10 protein-coding genes, 1 pseudogene and 1 riboswitch are annotated in these 14,253 nt (G+C 66.8%); of the genes and pseudogenes, 6 read left to right on the top strand and 5 right to left on the bottom strand.

Features of this window, described 5'->3' with window-relative positions:
- Positions 1 to 4: 4 nt before the first annotated feature.
- Together AC5P9W_RS17135 and AC5P9W_RS17140 are read right to left on the bottom strand one after the other, a co-directional pair.
- On the bottom strand, positions 5 to 652 hold the full coding sequence (locus tag AC5P9W_RS17135) for a M23 family metallopeptidase (RefSeq protein WP_155029950.1): 648 nt from the start codon (positions 650 to 652) through the stop codon (positions 5 to 7).
- Positions 653 to 656: 4 nt separating this feature from the next.
- Positions 657 to 1,619 carry a L,D-transpeptidase family protein gene (locus tag AC5P9W_RS17140; RefSeq protein ID WP_346484208.1) on the bottom strand — a complete coding sequence of 321 codons (963 nt, stop codon included), beginning with the start codon at positions 1,617 to 1,619 and terminating at the stop codon, positions 657 to 659.
- A 234-nt stretch (positions 1,620 to 1,853) separates the two neighbouring features.
- On the opposite strand from AC5P9W_RS17140, the gene AC5P9W_RS17145 reads away from it, so the two are divergent.
- Positions 1,854 to 3,977, top strand: coding sequence for a methyl-accepting chemotaxis protein (locus AC5P9W_RS17145; RefSeq protein WP_495219373.1), 2,124 nt, complete (start codon positions 1,854 to 1,856; stop codon positions 3,975 to 3,977).
- Positions 3,978 to 4,025: 48 nt separating this feature from the next.
- Positions 4,026 to 4,118: pseudogene (locus AC5P9W_RS17150) on the top strand (alpha/beta fold hydrolase); the annotation flags it as partial.
- A gap of 8 nt (positions 4,119 to 4,126) precedes the next feature.
- Here the strand turns inward: AC5P9W_RS17150 and AC5P9W_RS17155 are convergent.
- Positions 4,127 to 4,600 (bottom strand): hypothetical protein, encoded by a 474-nt coding sequence (locus tag AC5P9W_RS17155; RefSeq protein WP_164144778.1) that lies wholly within the window; start codon positions 4,598 to 4,600, stop codon positions 4,127 to 4,129.
- Between the two features lie 22 nt (positions 4,601 to 4,622).
- On the bottom strand, positions 4,623 to 6,713 hold the full coding sequence (locus AC5P9W_RS17160) for a catalase (RefSeq protein WP_188250367.1): 2,091 nt from the start codon (positions 6,711 to 6,713) through the stop codon (positions 4,623 to 4,625).
- 114 nt (positions 6,714 to 6,827) lie between these two features.
- Between AC5P9W_RS17160 and AC5P9W_RS17165 the strand changes: the two genes are divergently transcribed.
- The 3 genes from AC5P9W_RS17165 (at position 6,828) to AC5P9W_RS17175 (ending at position 9,553) form a co-directional block, all read left to right on the top strand.
- Complete coding sequence (locus AC5P9W_RS17165; RefSeq protein ID WP_021204412.1) at positions 6,828 to 7,550, top strand: helix-turn-helix transcriptional regulator; 723 nt, start codon at positions 6,828 to 6,830, stop codon at positions 7,548 to 7,550.
- Positions 7,551 to 7,632: 82 nt separating this feature from the next.
- A complete protein-coding gene (locus tag AC5P9W_RS17170; RefSeq protein WP_005410628.1) occupies positions 7,633 to 9,000 on the top strand; it encodes an amino acid permease in 1,368 nt (455 codons plus the stop codon).
- Positions 9,001 to 9,142: 142 nt separating this feature from the next.
- Complete coding sequence (locus AC5P9W_RS17175) at positions 9,143 to 9,553, top strand: VOC family protein (protein ID WP_005410627.1); 411 nt, start codon at positions 9,143 to 9,145, stop codon at positions 9,551 to 9,553.
- 91 nt (positions 9,554 to 9,644) lie between these two features.
- On the opposite strand, the gene gcvP is transcribed toward AC5P9W_RS17175, so the two are convergent.
- Positions 9,645 to 12,512, bottom strand: coding sequence for an aminomethyl-transferring glycine dehydrogenase (gene gcvP, locus AC5P9W_RS17180; RefSeq protein ID WP_021204410.1), 2,868 nt, complete (start codon positions 12,510 to 12,512; stop codon positions 9,645 to 9,647).
- A 62-nt stretch (positions 12,513 to 12,574) separates the two neighbouring features.
- Positions 12,575 to 12,677: riboswitch (glycine riboswitch) on the bottom strand.
- Positions 12,678 to 12,976: 299 nt separating this feature from the next.
- Between gcvP and AC5P9W_RS17185 the strand changes: the two genes are divergently transcribed.
- Positions 12,977 to 14,203: a multidrug effflux MFS transporter gene (locus tag AC5P9W_RS17185; protein ID WP_031270798.1), complete on the top strand. Its 1,227-nt coding sequence runs from the start codon at positions 12,977 to 12,979 to the stop codon at positions 14,201 to 14,203.
- The last annotated feature ends 50 nt before the right edge of the window (positions 14,204 to 14,253 follow it).

Consider the following 14,253-nt stretch of genomic DNA (forward strand, 5'->3'; position numbering starts at 1 on the left):
CGCGTCAGCGTCCGGCTGCTCGCAGCAATGGGTAGGGGTTGATCGATTCCCCCTTCCACCACTGCCTCTCCGGCCCCAGCACGTGTACCTCAAAATGCAGATGCGGCGCGTCGGCACTGGCGTTGCCGGTGCTGCCTACATAACCGATCACCTCGCCGCGCTTGATCACCTGCTTCTCGGCCAGGCCATCGGCGTAGCGCTGCAGGTGCGCGTAGTAGTAGCACCAATGCCCGCTGGGCTCGAACTGGTAGATCGTCAGTCCACCGCGCTCGCTGTCGAACAGTTTTTCCACCGTGCCATCGGCCACCGCCAGTACCGGCGTACCTGCATCGGCCATGATGTCGATGGCATCGTGTACGCGGCCCTCGCTGCGTGCATCGGTGAAGGTATCGCGCAGCTGCGAGGCCAGGATGCCCTGCACGGGCAGCAGCAGGCCGGACGGTGCACCGGCAGCCTGCGCGGCCGGCGGCGCGGTGGAGGCGGGTGGGGCTGTTGCGCCTGGCGCTACCGGTTCCGTCACCGGCGCGGCGGCCACCGTCGATGGCGCTTCCGGCAGCGCGTCGGTCACCGGCTCATCCATATCGCGGTGCAGCCACCAACCTGCACCCAATCCCAGCAGAACACCCAGCACGATCAGCTGCGAAAGACGCATCGGCTCACTCCTGCATCACCACGGGCACCGAAGTATCCACCGCATCGGCCACGCGCAGCGCATCCCAGTTGGTCATGCGCACGCAGCCATGCGACTCGGTCTTGCCGACATGGCCGGGCTCGGGCGTGCCATGCAGGCCGTAGTGTGGCTTGGACAGGTCGATCCAGACCCGTCCGACCGGATTGTTCGGGCCAGGCGGCAGCGTCGCCTTCTTTTCGCCCTTGCGCGCATCCCAGAACAGCTTCGGGTTGTAGTGGAACGGCGGGTCGCGATACACGCCGAGAATCTTCCATTCGCCGATCGGCAGCGGATCGTGCTGGCTGCCGGATGAGACAGGCACCTGTGCGATCACTTTGCCCTGCGCATCCAGCAATTGAAGTGTGGAGTCGGACTTGTCGACCACGATCTTCGCCGCCTTCGGCAAGGCCCCCGTTCCGATGTTGGGCACCTGGATGCGGCTGCCGGCCTTGGCCAGATCGACGCCGGGATTGAGTGCCTTCAGCAGCTCAGGGGAGGCGTGGAAGCGCTCGCCCAGGCCTTCTTCCACGCTGCTGAAGCCCAGCGACTTCAGCTTGGCCTGTGCGGCGGGCCCTTTCGGTATGGGCTGGAACGGGCCGGCAACATCTTCAGCCGTGAGCGTGTAGCTTGCCAGCGGCGTGATCGTATCGGCCTGCAGGGCCTTCCAGGTAGCGTCATTCAGTTCACCCGTTACGCTCAGCCCATGCGCCGCCTGGAAGCCCGACACCGCGCGCCGCTGGTTGCTGCCCACTTCGCCATCGATCGGGCCGGGGGAAAAATTCGCGCGATCCAGCAGCACCTGGGCGTGCAGGACAGAGCGGGGTGCGGTGTCCGGTCCTGCCTTCTCGGCAATGGGGGCAGGCAGGCCAGGCGGCGGCGCCTGCGCGAAGGCAGGTGATGCCAGCAGCGAGAGAGCGAGCAGGGCGGATCGGGGCATGGGTAACGGCATCGGGGACTCCAGCAGGGAACGCCACCACCTTGCCCGCAGACGGCGCCGAGCCACCGTGAAAGGGATCTGATGCCCGCATGAGCAGGCATGTCATTGCGGCCGGTTTGCACCGGCAGGTGCCACTGGGACGGGGACTCACCAAGGTGAACAGTGGCCGACGCCATTGGTGGATGGCGATCAAGATTGCCTGCCGTGCCGCCGATAAGGGCGCATCCCCCCGTTTTGGATACCCCCATGAACTACTTGAGGAACGTCAGGGTTGCCTGGCGTCTTGGGCTGGGCTTTGGCCTGTTGCTGCTGCTGGTTGCCGCCGTGGTGGCCACCGGCGCCACTGCCAGTGTCGTGCAGAAGCGCGCGATGCAGCAGGTGGTCGAGGTCAGCGTGGCCAAGGTGCGCCTGTTGTCGCAGATGCTTGATGCCAACAACCAGATGATGGTGGTGCGCCGCGAGATGCTGATCCGCCAGGGTCATCACCGCACCAGCGACGAGAAGCGCATTGCTGATCTCGTCAAGCGCTACGAGGCCAGCTGGAGCGCCTACCAGGCGCTGCCCAGTGACGCCGAAGGCAAGGCCATCGCTGAAACCATCGCCGCCAAGCGAGCCGTTGCTCGCCCGCTCAACAAGCAGACCAGCGAACTGATGGAGCAGGGCGATTATCCCGGTGCCGTGGCGCTGACCCTGGGCCCGGTGCAGGACGCCGCCAACGGCTGGAACAAGGCGCTGTCCGATGGCGTGGACTTCGAGGAGAAGGAAAGCCGTGAGGCTGCCGCCGAGGCGATCCGCCTGGGCGAGCGCAGCCTGCTGCAGTTGCTGGTGCTGGGCGGCGTTGCGCTGCTTGCTGGCATCGGCGCCTCGGTGATGATCGGCCGCAGCCTGACCGGTCCGCTGGCGCGCGCGGTGAACCTGGCCGAGCGCCTGTCCAAGGGGCAGCTGGACCAGGAGTTCCGCCTCGGTGGCCGCGACGAGCTGACCCAGCTGGGTGAGGCGATGGCCAGCGTGCGCCAGAGTGTGCAGGCGGCGATCGGCGCGCAGTTGCAGATGGCGGAACAGCACGAGGCCGGCGCAATCCGCTATCGCATGGACGCCAGTGCGTTCCCCGGCGATTTCGGCCGCATGGTGCAGGCCACCAACAGCCTGGTCGAATCGCACGTGCAGGTGGAACTGCTGATGGCTGAAGTAATGCAGCGTTACGCCATCGGTGACCTCAGCCGCGACCTGCCGGACTATCCGGGCGAAAAGGGCACGTTGACCCGCACCCTGGCCGCGGTGAAGCAGAGCCTGATGGCGATCAACGCGCAGATCGATGAACTGGCCCGTGCCGCACGCGCCGGCGATTTCAGCATGCGTGGCGATGCCGGGGCCTTCCAGTACCAGTTCAAGACGATGGTCGAGCACCTCAACGGCATGATGGCCAGTTCGCAGGCCAGCATCGCCGATGTTTCCGACGTGCTGCGCGCGATCTCGCATGGCGACCTGACCGCACGCATGGAGGGCGAGTACGAAGGCGTGTTCGCGCGCATGCGCGACGATGCCAACACCACCACCGCGCAGCTGACCGGCATCGTCCGCGGCATCCAAGTGGCTGCCGACAGCATCAACAACGCGGCGCAGGAACTGGCCGCTGGCAACAACGACCTGTCGCGCCGAACCGAGCAGCAGGCGGCCAATCTGGAAGAAGCGGCCGCGTCGATGGAGGAGCTGACCTCCACCGTACGCCAGAACGCCGAACTGGCGCGTCAGGCCGACAGCGAAGCGCACGCTGCCGGCGCCGCCGTGCGCGAGACCGAGCAGGCGATGGCACAGATGGCATCGGTGATGGGCGAAATCGATCAGTCCTCGGCGCGCATCTCGGAAATCTCCACGGTGATCGACGGCATCGCGTTCCAGACCAACATCCTGGCGCTGAATGCTGCAGTGGAAGCCGCGCGCGCGGGCGAGCAGGGGCGTGGCTTTGCGGTGGTCGCCAGCGAGGTGCGTACGCTCGCGCAGCGTGCCGGTGTCGCCGCCAAGGAAATCAAGGAGCTGATCGAAGACGCCGCTGCAAAGGTGAAGAGTGGCCTGGCCGTCACTGTTGAATCGGAAGCCGCGATCGCCCGCGTGGCCCAGGCCAGCTCGCGCACCACCCAGCTGATGAGCGACATCGCAGCGGCCAGCAAGGAACAGGCCGCCGGCATCGAGCAGGTCAACCAGGTGGTGGTGCAGATGGACCAGGTGACCCAGCAGAACGCTGCGCTGGTGGAAGAAGCCACTGCCGCCAGCCGCGCGCTGGAGGAACAGGCGCATGCACTGACCACGTCGGTGTCGGTATTCAAGATGGAAGGCGCGGCGGTCTCCGCTGCGCCCCGTCGCGCAGCCTGAGCGGGCTGCCACTGCAGCGACAGGAATACGGCCGCCTTGAGCGGCCGTATTTCGCTGGAAGGGCCCCATCTACTGCTGCAGGCCCGTGCTGATGCTGACGCAGCCGAAGTTGCGGCATGGATGAGGACGCTCCCCTTCTGACCGAAGCATCAGCCGCGCGCACGCGTACGCGCAGCTTTCTTCGCCGCCACTTTGCGCACGGACTTCTTCGCGGCCCGCGTCTTGGCTGCCTTCTTCGCGGCGGCGCTCCGCGAGGCGGCCGTACTCCCCTTCTTTGCCGCAGCCTTCTTCGCTGTCTTCTTTGCGGCCTTCTTTGTCGCGGTCGTGCGAGCCGGTGCCTTCTTTGCCACCGCCTTCTTTGCCACCGCTTTCTTCGCCGGCGCCTTCTTCGCTGCCGTCTTTCTGGTTGTCGACGTCTTGGCGGTCTTCTTGCGGGTCGCCTTCTTTGTAGTTTTGCGTGCACTGCCGCTACGCTTGCCGCCGCCGTCCTGCTTGTTCACGGTGGCCCAGGCAATGCGCTCGGCGGTGCCTTCACTCGCGCCGCGATCACGTTCGCTTTCCTCGATGTGCTCGGCCTGGCGCTTCTGCTTTTCGGTATATGCGGATTTGTCACCACGGGGCATGACGATTCTCCTGTCGTTGTGGTCAGGCCAGCAGGCGCAGCTTGGGCTCACGCGCCCACTGGCGGGTGGCGGCCGCCGCCAGGAATGCCTTGGCGTCTTCCGCTTCGACGATGCCGGCATCGTTGCCGACCCGCGCCGCCTTCAGCAGCGCTTGGCCTCCCGCGTCGCTGGCGATGGCCTTCAGGTGTGCCCACGCCTGGCTGACGAACTCCAGCGCGGCGCTCTCTTTCGACAACGCCTTTGATGCGTCTACGCTCAGCACCACGGCCACCGCATCGAACACAGCCGATGGCGTGCCTGCCAGTTGCCCATCCGCCGCCTGCATCGCGCCATCGCTCAGCGTGGCGCCACCGACTTTGGGCGCGACCAGCTTCACGTCTGCACCTGCTTTCCTGGCTGCCTTGCTCAGGCTGGCAATGATGCGGGCGTCGGAGCCTTCGTCGAACAGAATGCCGATGCAGCGACCCTGCAGGGTAGGCTTGTTGCGTCCGATCACACGCACCTCGGGAGCGGGAGGCATGTCCCGCGCCGGGGTGGCGGTGGGTGCCGGGTCGGGCAGGGCGGGCAAGGCCAGACCATCGGCCACGCGCCGCGCCAGTGAGTCATCGATGTTGCGCAGGTGGCTGACGGTACGTACCCGCACCTTCAGCGTTTCCACCTTGGACAACTCGAACACCAGCGCCGATGCCAGGTGCGCCTGCTCCGGCGTTTCAAGGCTGCGGAAGAACATGCGGGCCTGGCTGTAGTGGTCGGCGAAACTCTCCGCGCGGGTACGGCCCTTGCGGCCATCGTCGGCGCTGGCGTGGCTGCGGAAACCCGCAGGCGTCTCACGCGGTGAGTCCTCCTGCAGCGAGCTGGGATCATAGGCGACGCGGCCCTTGGGCACCTGCATCTGCATGTGGCCGTCGCGCTGATGATTGGCGAATGGGCACTTCGGGGCATTCACCGGGATCTGGTGGAAATTCGGGCCGCCAAGGCGCAGCAGTTGGGTGTCCAGGTAGGAGAACAGGCGGCCCTGCAGCAGTGGGTCGTTGCTGAAGTCGATGCCCGGCGGCACGTTGGCCGGGCAGAACGCCACCTGTTCGGTCTCGGCGAAGAAGTTGTCGGGCCAACGGTCCAGCACCATGCGCCCGATCACCTGCAACGGCACCAGCGATTCGGGAATGATCTTGGTCGGGTCCAGGTGATCGAACGGGAATGCGTCGGCTTCTTCTTCGGTGAACAACTGCACCGCCAGCTCCCATTCGGGAAAGTCGCCGCGCTGGATGGCCTCGAACAGGTCGCGGCGATGGAAGTCATTGTCGGCTGACTGCAGCTTCAGCGCTTCGTCCCAGACCGTTGACTGGATGCCCAGCTTTGGCCGCCAATGGAATTTGACGAAGGTCGACTCGCCTGCCTCGTTCAGCAGGCGGAAACTGTGCACGCCGAAGCCTTCGATCATGCGCAGCGAGCGCGGAATGGCACGGTCGCTCATTGCCCACATGATCATGTGCATCGACTCGGGCATCAGCGAAATGAAGTCCCAGAAGGTGTCGTGGGCCGAGGCGGCCTGCGGGAAGGCACGGTCCGGTTCCATCTTCACTGCGTGCACCAGGTCCGGGAATTTCATGGCGTCCTGGATGAAGAACACCGGAATGTTGTTGCCGACCAGGTCCCAGTTGCCCTCCCTGGTATAGAACTTGACCGCGAAGCCGCGCACGTCGCGCGGGGTATCCACCGAGCCTGCGCCACCGGCCACGGTCGAGAAACGGGTGAATACGGGTGTCTTCACCCCTACCTCGGTCAGGATGCGCGCGCGGGTATGGGCGGCCAGTGACCGGGTCAACTCGAAGTAGCCATGTGCCGCGCTGCCACGTGCATGCACGATGCGCTCGGGAATGCGTTCGTGATCGAAGTGGGTGATCTTCTCGCGGAGGATGAAGTCTTCCAGCAGCGTGGGCCCCCGAGGCCCCTGTCGCAGGGAGTTCTGGTTGTCTGCCACCGGGATGCCCTGATCGGTGGTCATCACCGGATGGCTGCCCCCGGCCTGCTGGTGGAGCTCATCGCCATTGCCCCGTGGGTGGCTTTCGGGCGGGGTGGTTGCGCGCTTGCCGGTCTGCTTGCTGGCGGCCATGGAGGGTGGCTCCGGATCGTCAAAGGGAACCACGACACTGGAACCGAGCCCGTTAAACCCCGGTCCGGCAAAGGTGAACGTACGGGCAAAAGCGGGCTCGGGTATGCTTGCCGCATGCGAGTCGAGCCCGCCGACATCGAAGCCTTGTTCGACGCCATCCCGGACGTGCTGTTCTTCATCAAGGACCGCCAGGGGCGGTACACCCACGTCAACCAGACCATGCTGCGACGGCTGGGCCTGCGCGCGCGCAAGGACGTGATCGGGCGGACCGCGGCCGAGATCTACCCGACCGGCCTCAGCGCGGACTATGTCGACCAGGATGCCCGCGTGCTGTCCGGCGAGGTGATCGAGAACCTGATGGAGCTGCACCTGTTCGCCAACCGCGAACCGGGCTGGTGCCTGACCTGCAAGCGCCCGCTGCTGGTCGATGGCGCCATCGAGGGCCTGATCGGCATTTCCCGCGACCTGGGCCAGAAGGACAGCCTCGGCACCCAGTACGAGCAGCTGCGGCTGGCGCTGGCCCACCTCAACGCGCACTACGCCGAGAACGTGCGCATGCAGACCCTGCTGGACATCACCGGCTTCTCGCTGTCCAAGCTGGAGCGCAGCTTCCGCAAGGTGTTCCAGATGACCCCGCAGCAGGTGCTGACCCGGCTGCGGATCCAGATGGCCATGCACCTGCTGCACGGTGACGAGAGCATCGCCAGCATCGGCCAGGCCTGCGGTTTCAGCGACCAGAGCGCCTTTACCCGCAAGTTCAAGGCTGAAACCGGTTTCTCGCCGCGTGCCTACCGCGCCCGTATTGGTGGCAGTGTCGGAGAGCCGGCACTGGCCTGAGCCGCCTGCTGCGCTGTGCCTATCCCCGCAGGCATGGGACAGGGTAAGGTGTCGCCCCTGTAGCCCGCCGCCAGCCCTGCCGATGCCCAACTCGATTCCGACCGCTTCGCCGTCCCGCCTCGGACATTCGCTCAAGCCCCGCCAGCTGATCATGATGGGCCTGGGCAGCGCCATCGGCGCCGGCCTGTTCCTCGGCTCGGGCGTAGGTGTGCAGGCGGCCGGTCCGGCGGTCCTGGTGTCGTATCTGGTCGCCGGCGCGCTGGTGATCATCGTGATGAACGCTCTGGGCGAAATGGCGGCGGCCAAACCGACCAGCGGCGCGTTCTCGGTCTATGCCGCCGATGCCATGGGCGCCACCGCCGGTGCCACCGTCGGCTGGTTGTGGTGGGTGCAGCTGGTGATCGTGATCGCCGCCGAGGCGGTGGGAGCGGCCGGTCTGCTGGCCACGGTCTGGCCAGCAGTACCTGTACCGATGGCGGCGCTGGCCTTCATGCTGTTCTTCACCGCGATCAACCTGCTCGGGGTGAAGAACTTCGGCGAGTTCGAATTCTGGTTCGCCATCCTGAAAGTGGCGGCGATCCTGGCGTTCATTGCCATCGGTGTGGCGCTGCTGATGGGTTGGCTCCCGCAGGTGACCTCGCCTGGGCTGAGCAACTTCACCGAGCATGGTGGTTTTGCGCCGAAGGGCCTGGCCGGGATCGGCGCGGCGTTGCTGGTGGTGGTGTTTGCCTTCGGTGGCACCGAGATCGTGGCCGTTGCGGCGGCGGAGACCGAAGACCCGGAGCGCAGCATCGCCCGTGCCATCCGCACCGTGGCGTGGCGCATCCTGGTGTTCTACATCGGCTCGCTGAGCGTGATCATCGCCGTGGTGCCGTGGACCAGCGAGGCGCTGAAGTCGCCCTTCGCCGCGGTGCTGGACATTGCCCGTATTCCGGGTGCAGGCACCGCCATCACCCTGATCGCTGTGATCGCGCTGCTGTCGGCGCTCAATGCCAACCTCTACGGCGCCTCGCGCATGATGTATTCGCTGGCGCAGCGCCGCGAAGCCCCGGCCGTGCTGGGCTGGACCGATCCGCGCCAGGTGCCGGTGATTGCCGTGCTGGCCAGCGTGCTGTTCGGTTTCGCCGCCACGGTGATGGAACTGCTGTTCCCGGACCGGGTGCTGCCGGTGCTGCTGAACATCGTCGGTTCGACCTGCCTGCTGGTGTGGACGCTGTCGCTGGTCTCACAACTGGTGTTGCGCCGCCGCGCGGATCGCCTGGGTACCCGGCTGCCGTTCCGCATGGCGGGCTTCCCGTGGCTGACCTGCTGCGCGCTGGCGATCCTGGCGCTGATCTTCGGCCTGCTGCTGAGCGAGTCGCACACCCGCCTGCAGTTCCTGTCGATGGTGGCGCTGACCGCCACGATCGCCGCCGGCAGCGCCATCGCGCGGCGCATGCGCGAGGCGTGATTCTGTAGAGCCGACCCTACGGTCGAGGCTGCTGTTTGCGCGATCGCCAGCCGAGCATGGGCTCGGCTCTACAACAGGCACACACTCCGCGTGGCACTGTGCGCAGGTGGGCCGCCTGCGGCCCGTCGACCGGGAGTACCGCATGCTGCGCAGTCGCCCCTTCCTGATGTTCACCGGCCAGGCCGAGGCCGCCCTGGCCCTGTACGCCGAGGCCTTCGCCGATTTCCGCCTGCTGGCAATGCAGCGCCATCCGGACGGCGCCGGTGCCGGCGTGCCCGGGCAGGTCCGACAGGCCATCTTCCTGCTCGGTGGCACCCACTACCTGTGCTTTGACAGCCTGGACGTGCACGATTTCACCTTCAGCCCGTCGATCTCGCTGTTCGTCGAGTGCTCCGGCGCCGAGCAGTTCGAGCGCGCCGCGCGCGTGCTGGGCGAGGGCGGCCACTGGCTGATGCCGGTGGGCGACTATGACTTCAGCAACCGCTACGGCTGGGTGCAGGACCGGTTCGGTGTGTCCTGGCAGTTGAGCCTGGGGCAGATGCCGGACCCGTGATCAGATGTTTGTGCGTGTGGGCCCTGGTCCACACACCCTCATGAAAACGGCCCGCTTGCGCGGGCCGTTCACTTACCGATGCCGCGAGGAATCAAGCCTCGACTTCATCATCCTTGTAGGCGTCGACCGGGATGCAGGCGCACATCACGTTCTTGTCGCCGTACACGTTGTCGACGCGTGCCACCGGCGGCCAGTACTTGCTCTGCTTCAGGCTGGCCAGCGGGAAGGCAGCCAGTTCGCGCGGGTAGGCGTGGGTCCACTCGCTGGCGGTCACTGCGGTGGCAGTGTGCGGCGCGTTCTTCAGCGGGTTGTCCTCGCGGTCCAGGCGGCCGTCTTCGATCGCGCTGATTTCCTCGCGGATCTGGATCATCGCGTTGATGAAGCGGTCCAGCTCGTGCAGCGACTCACTCTCGGTCGGCTCGACCATCAGCGTGCCGGCCACCGGGAAGCTCAGGGTCGGGGCGTGGAAGCCGAAGTCGATCAGGCGCTTGGCCACATCCTCGGCACCGATGCCGCTGGTCTTCTCCAGCGGGCGCACGTCGAGGATGCACTCGTGCGCCACCAGGCCGTTGCGGCCGGTGTACAGCGTCTTGAAGTGCGGCGCCAGGCGCTTGGCGATGTAGTTGGCGTTGAGCTGCGCGACCTGGGTGGCCTTGCGCAGGCCTTCGCGGCCCATCATCGCGATGTACATCCAGCTGATCGGCAGGATCGAGGCGCTGCCGAAGCTGGCGGCGCTGACCATGCCGACCGGGCCGTTGTCACCCAGCTTGCCCGGCAGGAACGGGGCCAGGTGTTCCTTGACCGCGCACGGGCCAACGCCCGGGCCGCCACCGCCGTGCGGAATGCAGAAGGTCTTGTGCAGGTTCAGGTGCGAAACGTCCGAACCCCACTTGCCGGGCTTGGCCACGCCGACCAGGGCGTTCATGTTGGCGCCGTCGGTGTACACCTGGCCGCCGTGCTTGTGGATGATCTCGCAGATCTCGACCACCTCTTCCTCGAACACGCCGTGCGTGGACGGGTAGGTCATCATGATCGCGGCCAGGCGGTCGCTGTACTTCTCGGCGTTGAGGCGGATGTCTTCCACATCGACATTGCCGTTGGCATCGGTCTTGGTGACCACCACCTTCATGCCGCACATCTGCGCCGAGGCCGGGTTGGTGCCGTGCGCCGAATCCGGGATCAGGCAGATGTCGCGATGGCCCTCGCCGCGCGAGCGGTGGTAGGCACGGATCGCCAGCAGGCCGGCGTACTCACCCTGCGCGCCGGAGTTCGGCTGCAGGCTGACCGCGTCGTAGCCGGTGCATTCGACCAGCATCGCTTCCAGCGTGTCGATCAGTTCCTTGTAGCCCAGCGCCTGGTCAGCCGGCACCAGCGGATGGATCTGCGAGAACTCCGGCCAGGTCACCGGGATCATCTCGGCGGTGGCGTTGAGCTTCATGGTGCACGAACCCAGCGGGATCATCGTGCGGTCCATCGCCAGGTCCTTGTCGGCCAGCGAACGCAGGTAGCGCAGCAGTTCGTGCTCGCTGTGGTGGGTGTTGAACACCGGATGGGTCAGGAACGCAGACTGGCGCAGCAGGCCGGCCGGCAGCGCGTCGGCGGTGCTTGCGTCCAGCGCATCGATGTCGGCCTGCGCGCCGAACACGGCGGCCAGCGCGACCACGTCGGCGCGGGTGGCGGTCTCGTCCAGGCTGATGCCGACCGAGTCGCTGTCGATCGCGCGCAGGTTGTAACCTGCGGCGCGTGCCTTGGCGTGGATCTCATCGGCGTGCACGCCGGTGACGTGCAGGGTGTCGAAGAAGTCGCCACCGACCTGTACGCCGGCGTTGCGCAGTGCCGCTGCCAGGATGGCGGCCAGGCGGTGGGTGCGGCGGGCGATGCGGGTCAGGCCTTCCGGGCCATGGTAGACCGCATACATCGAGGCCATCACTGCCAGCAGCACCTGTGCGGTACAGATGTTGGAGGTGGCCTTCTCGCGGCGGATGTGCTGCTCGCGGGTCTGCAGGGTCAGTCGGTATGCCGGATTGCCCTGGGCATCGACCGAAACGCCGATCAGGCGGCCCGGCATCGAGCGCTTGTAGGCGTCACGGCAGGCCATGAAGGCGGCGTGCGGGCCACCGAAGCCGAACGGCACGCCGAAACGCTGGCTGTTGCCGACCACGATGTCCGCGCCCCATTCGCCCGGGGCAGCCAGCAGGGTCAGGGCCAGCAGGTCGGTGGCCACGGCCACCAGGCCGCCGCGTGCGTGCACGGCATCGACCAGCGCTTTGTAGTCGCCGACCTGGCCGAAGGTGTCCGGGTACTGCAGCAGCAGGCCGAAGGCTTCTGCTTCCAGTGCCTCGGCCGGGGTGCCGACGCGCAGCACGATGCCCATGGGCTCGGCGCGGGTGCGCAGCAGTTCCAGGGTCTGCGGGTGCACGGCATCGTGCACGAAGAAGGTGTCCGACTTCGACTTGGCCGAACGCTTGGCCAGGGTCATCGCTTCGGCGGCGGCGGTGGCTTCGTCCAGCAGCGAGGCGTTGGCGATCTCCATGCCGGTCAGGTCGGCGCACAGGGTCTGGAAGTTGATCAGCGCTTCCATGCGGCCCTGCGAGATTTCCGCCTGGTACGGGGTGTAGGCGGTGTACCACGCCGGGTTTTCCAGGATGTTGCGCAGGATCACGTTCGGCGTGTGGGTACCGTAGTAACCCTGGCCGATGAAGCTGCGCAGCACGGTGTTCTTGTCGGCGATCGCACGGATCTTCGCCAGTGCCTGCACTTCGGTCATCGACTCCGGCAGCGCCAGCGGCGCCGGCGACTTGATCTTGGCCGGCACGATGGCATCGGTCATCGCATCCAGCGACGCGTGGCCGACGACGTCGAGCATCTGCGCGATCTCGGCATCGTTGGGGCCGATGTGGCGCTCGACGAACGCATTGTGGTGCTCGAGCTCACGCAGGGAAGGGGTGTTCTGGGACATGGCGAAGGATCCGTCAGGAAAGGGCACACGCACGGGCACAAGCCGCCGGTCGGCGGTCTGCGGGGCGCCCCTCTGTCCTTTTGCCTGAGAGTTTGGAAGCGCGGAAAACCGCGGCTTCGTGCCCCTTCGGCGCCGGATCGAACCGGTCTCTCCAGAGTTCTGTTACGGGTGGTATCGGGCCTGAGCGATTACGGGCGTTGCGCCTTCGGCAGCGGTGTTCCGCTTCTCCCACCGTGTTGCCCGCCGATTATAGCCCGTTGCGGGCCCGCTGGCCGCGCCCCGGCGCGGGCCCGCGGCTGAATGGCCGATGGCCCGGCCGTGCGTTTTGTGCACCGCTGCATGGCATCGGGCGCAATCCCCACCTATGATGGGCGGATACCCGAATTCATCTGGCGCCGTCCCCGTTGCAGCGGGACCGGCGCCCGCCGTGCGTGCCGCGCATGGCCCTGCCGGACGCTTCCTTCATGACCGCCGCCGTTGCTCCCTCCACCCGCCGCATGGCCCTGCTGCTTGCCGGCCTGGCCATGTTCGGCCCGTTCTCGATCGATACCATCTTCCCCGCGTTCCCGCAGCTGGCGCAGCGCCTGTCGGTGGACGAGGTGGCGGTGCAGCAGACCATCAGCGTGTACCTGCTGTTCTATGGCCTGATGAGCCTGGCGCATGGCCCGCTGTCCGATGCGTGGGGGCGCAAGCGGGTGATCCTCGGTGGCCTGGTGGTGTTCGTCGGCGCCTCGGTCGGCTGTGCGCTGTCCACCGATCTGGCCACGCTGCTGGCGTTCCGCGCGCTGCAGGGCCTGTCGGCGGGTGTCGGCATGATCGTCGGCCGCGCGGTGATCCGCGATCTCTACCATGGCCACGACGCGCAGCGCCTGATGAGCCAGGTGTCGATGCTGTTCGGCATCGCCCCGGCCATCGCGCCGATCATCGGTGGCTGGATCCTGCTCAGTGGCGCCGGCTGGCCGCTGATTTTCTGGTTCCTGGTGGTGTTCGCGCTGGCCCTGCTGGCGGCCACTGCACGCTACCTGCCGGAGACCCATCCGGTCGAAGCGCGCGTGCCGTTGTCGCCGCACGCGTTGATGCGCGATTACGTGCGCATCGGTTTCAACCCGCGCTTCCTGCGCCTGGCGCTGGCCGGCAGCATCGGCTTCGGTGGCATCTTCCTGTACATCTCGTCGGCGCCGGTGTTCGTGATGCAGCACCTGCACCTGGGCGAGGGCGGTTTCGCCTGGTTGTTCATCCCCACCATCGGCGGCATGACCACCGGCTCGTTCCTGTCCGGGCGCATGGCCGGGCACACCACGCCCACCCGCCAGGTCGCCATCGGTTTCAGCCTGTGCGCGCTGTCGGCGCTGCTGAATGTCGGCTACGTGGCGCTGTCGCCGCAGTTCGTGTTGCCGTGGGCAGTGCTGCCGATCTTCCTGGGCGGCATGGGCATGGCGCTGATCTTCCCGATCCTGGCGCTGGCGGTGCTGGACATGTATCCGCACCAGCGCGGCCTGGCCTCGTCGCTGCAGGCCTTCGTGCAGCTGATGATCAGCACCGTGGTGGCCGGCGTGGTGTCGCCGTTGCTCAGTGCCAGCCCGCTGCACCTGGCGCTGGGCCAGGCCGCGTTCTTTGGCGCCGGCTTCGTGTTCTGGTACTGGGAGCACCGGCTTGAGCGCGCGGCGCAGGCAGCCTGCACGGGCGATTGAGCAGCGCGCAGGGGTAGGGCACGCCGCGATGCCCGTAACGCTTGCGGCGA

This window comes from Stenotrophomonas sp. YJH_SMC_33, from assembly GCF_059372295.1.

Excerpts from the sequence above, each read along its gene's own strand:
- AC5P9W_RS17135 (WP_155029950.1), bottom strand. The coding sequence starts at position 652 with ATGCGTCTTTCGCAGCTGATCGTGCTGGGTGTTCTGCTGGGATTGGGT.
- AC5P9W_RS17140 (WP_346484208.1), bottom strand. The coding sequence starts at position 1,619 with ATGCCGTTACCCATGCCCCGATCCGCCCTGCTCGCTCTCTCGCTGCTG.
- AC5P9W_RS17145 (WP_495219373.1), top strand. The coding sequence starts at position 1,854 with ATGAACTACTTGAGGAACGTCAGGGTTGCCTGGCGTCTTGGGCTGGGC.
- AC5P9W_RS17155 (WP_164144778.1), bottom strand. The coding sequence starts at position 4,600 with ATGCCCCGTGGTGACAAATCCGCATATACCGAAAAGCAGAAGCGCCAG.
- AC5P9W_RS17160 (WP_188250367.1), bottom strand. The coding sequence starts at position 6,713 with ATGGCCGCCAGCAAGCAGACCGGCAAGCGCGCAACCACCCCGCCCGAA.
- AC5P9W_RS17165 (WP_021204412.1), top strand. The coding sequence starts at position 6,828 with ATGCGAGTCGAGCCCGCCGACATCGAAGCCTTGTTCGACGCCATCCCG.
- AC5P9W_RS17170 (WP_005410628.1), top strand. The coding sequence starts at position 7,633 with ATGCCCAACTCGATTCCGACCGCTTCGCCGTCCCGCCTCGGACATTCG.
- AC5P9W_RS17175 (WP_005410627.1), top strand. The coding sequence starts at position 9,143 with ATGCTGCGCAGTCGCCCCTTCCTGATGTTCACCGGCCAGGCCGAGGCC.
- gcvP (WP_021204410.1), bottom strand. The coding sequence starts at position 12,512 with ATGTCCCAGAACACCCCTTCCCTGCGTGAGCTCGAGCACCACAATGCG.
- AC5P9W_RS17185 (WP_031270798.1), top strand. The coding sequence starts at position 12,977 with ATGACCGCCGCCGTTGCTCCCTCCACCCGCCGCATGGCCCTGCTGCTT.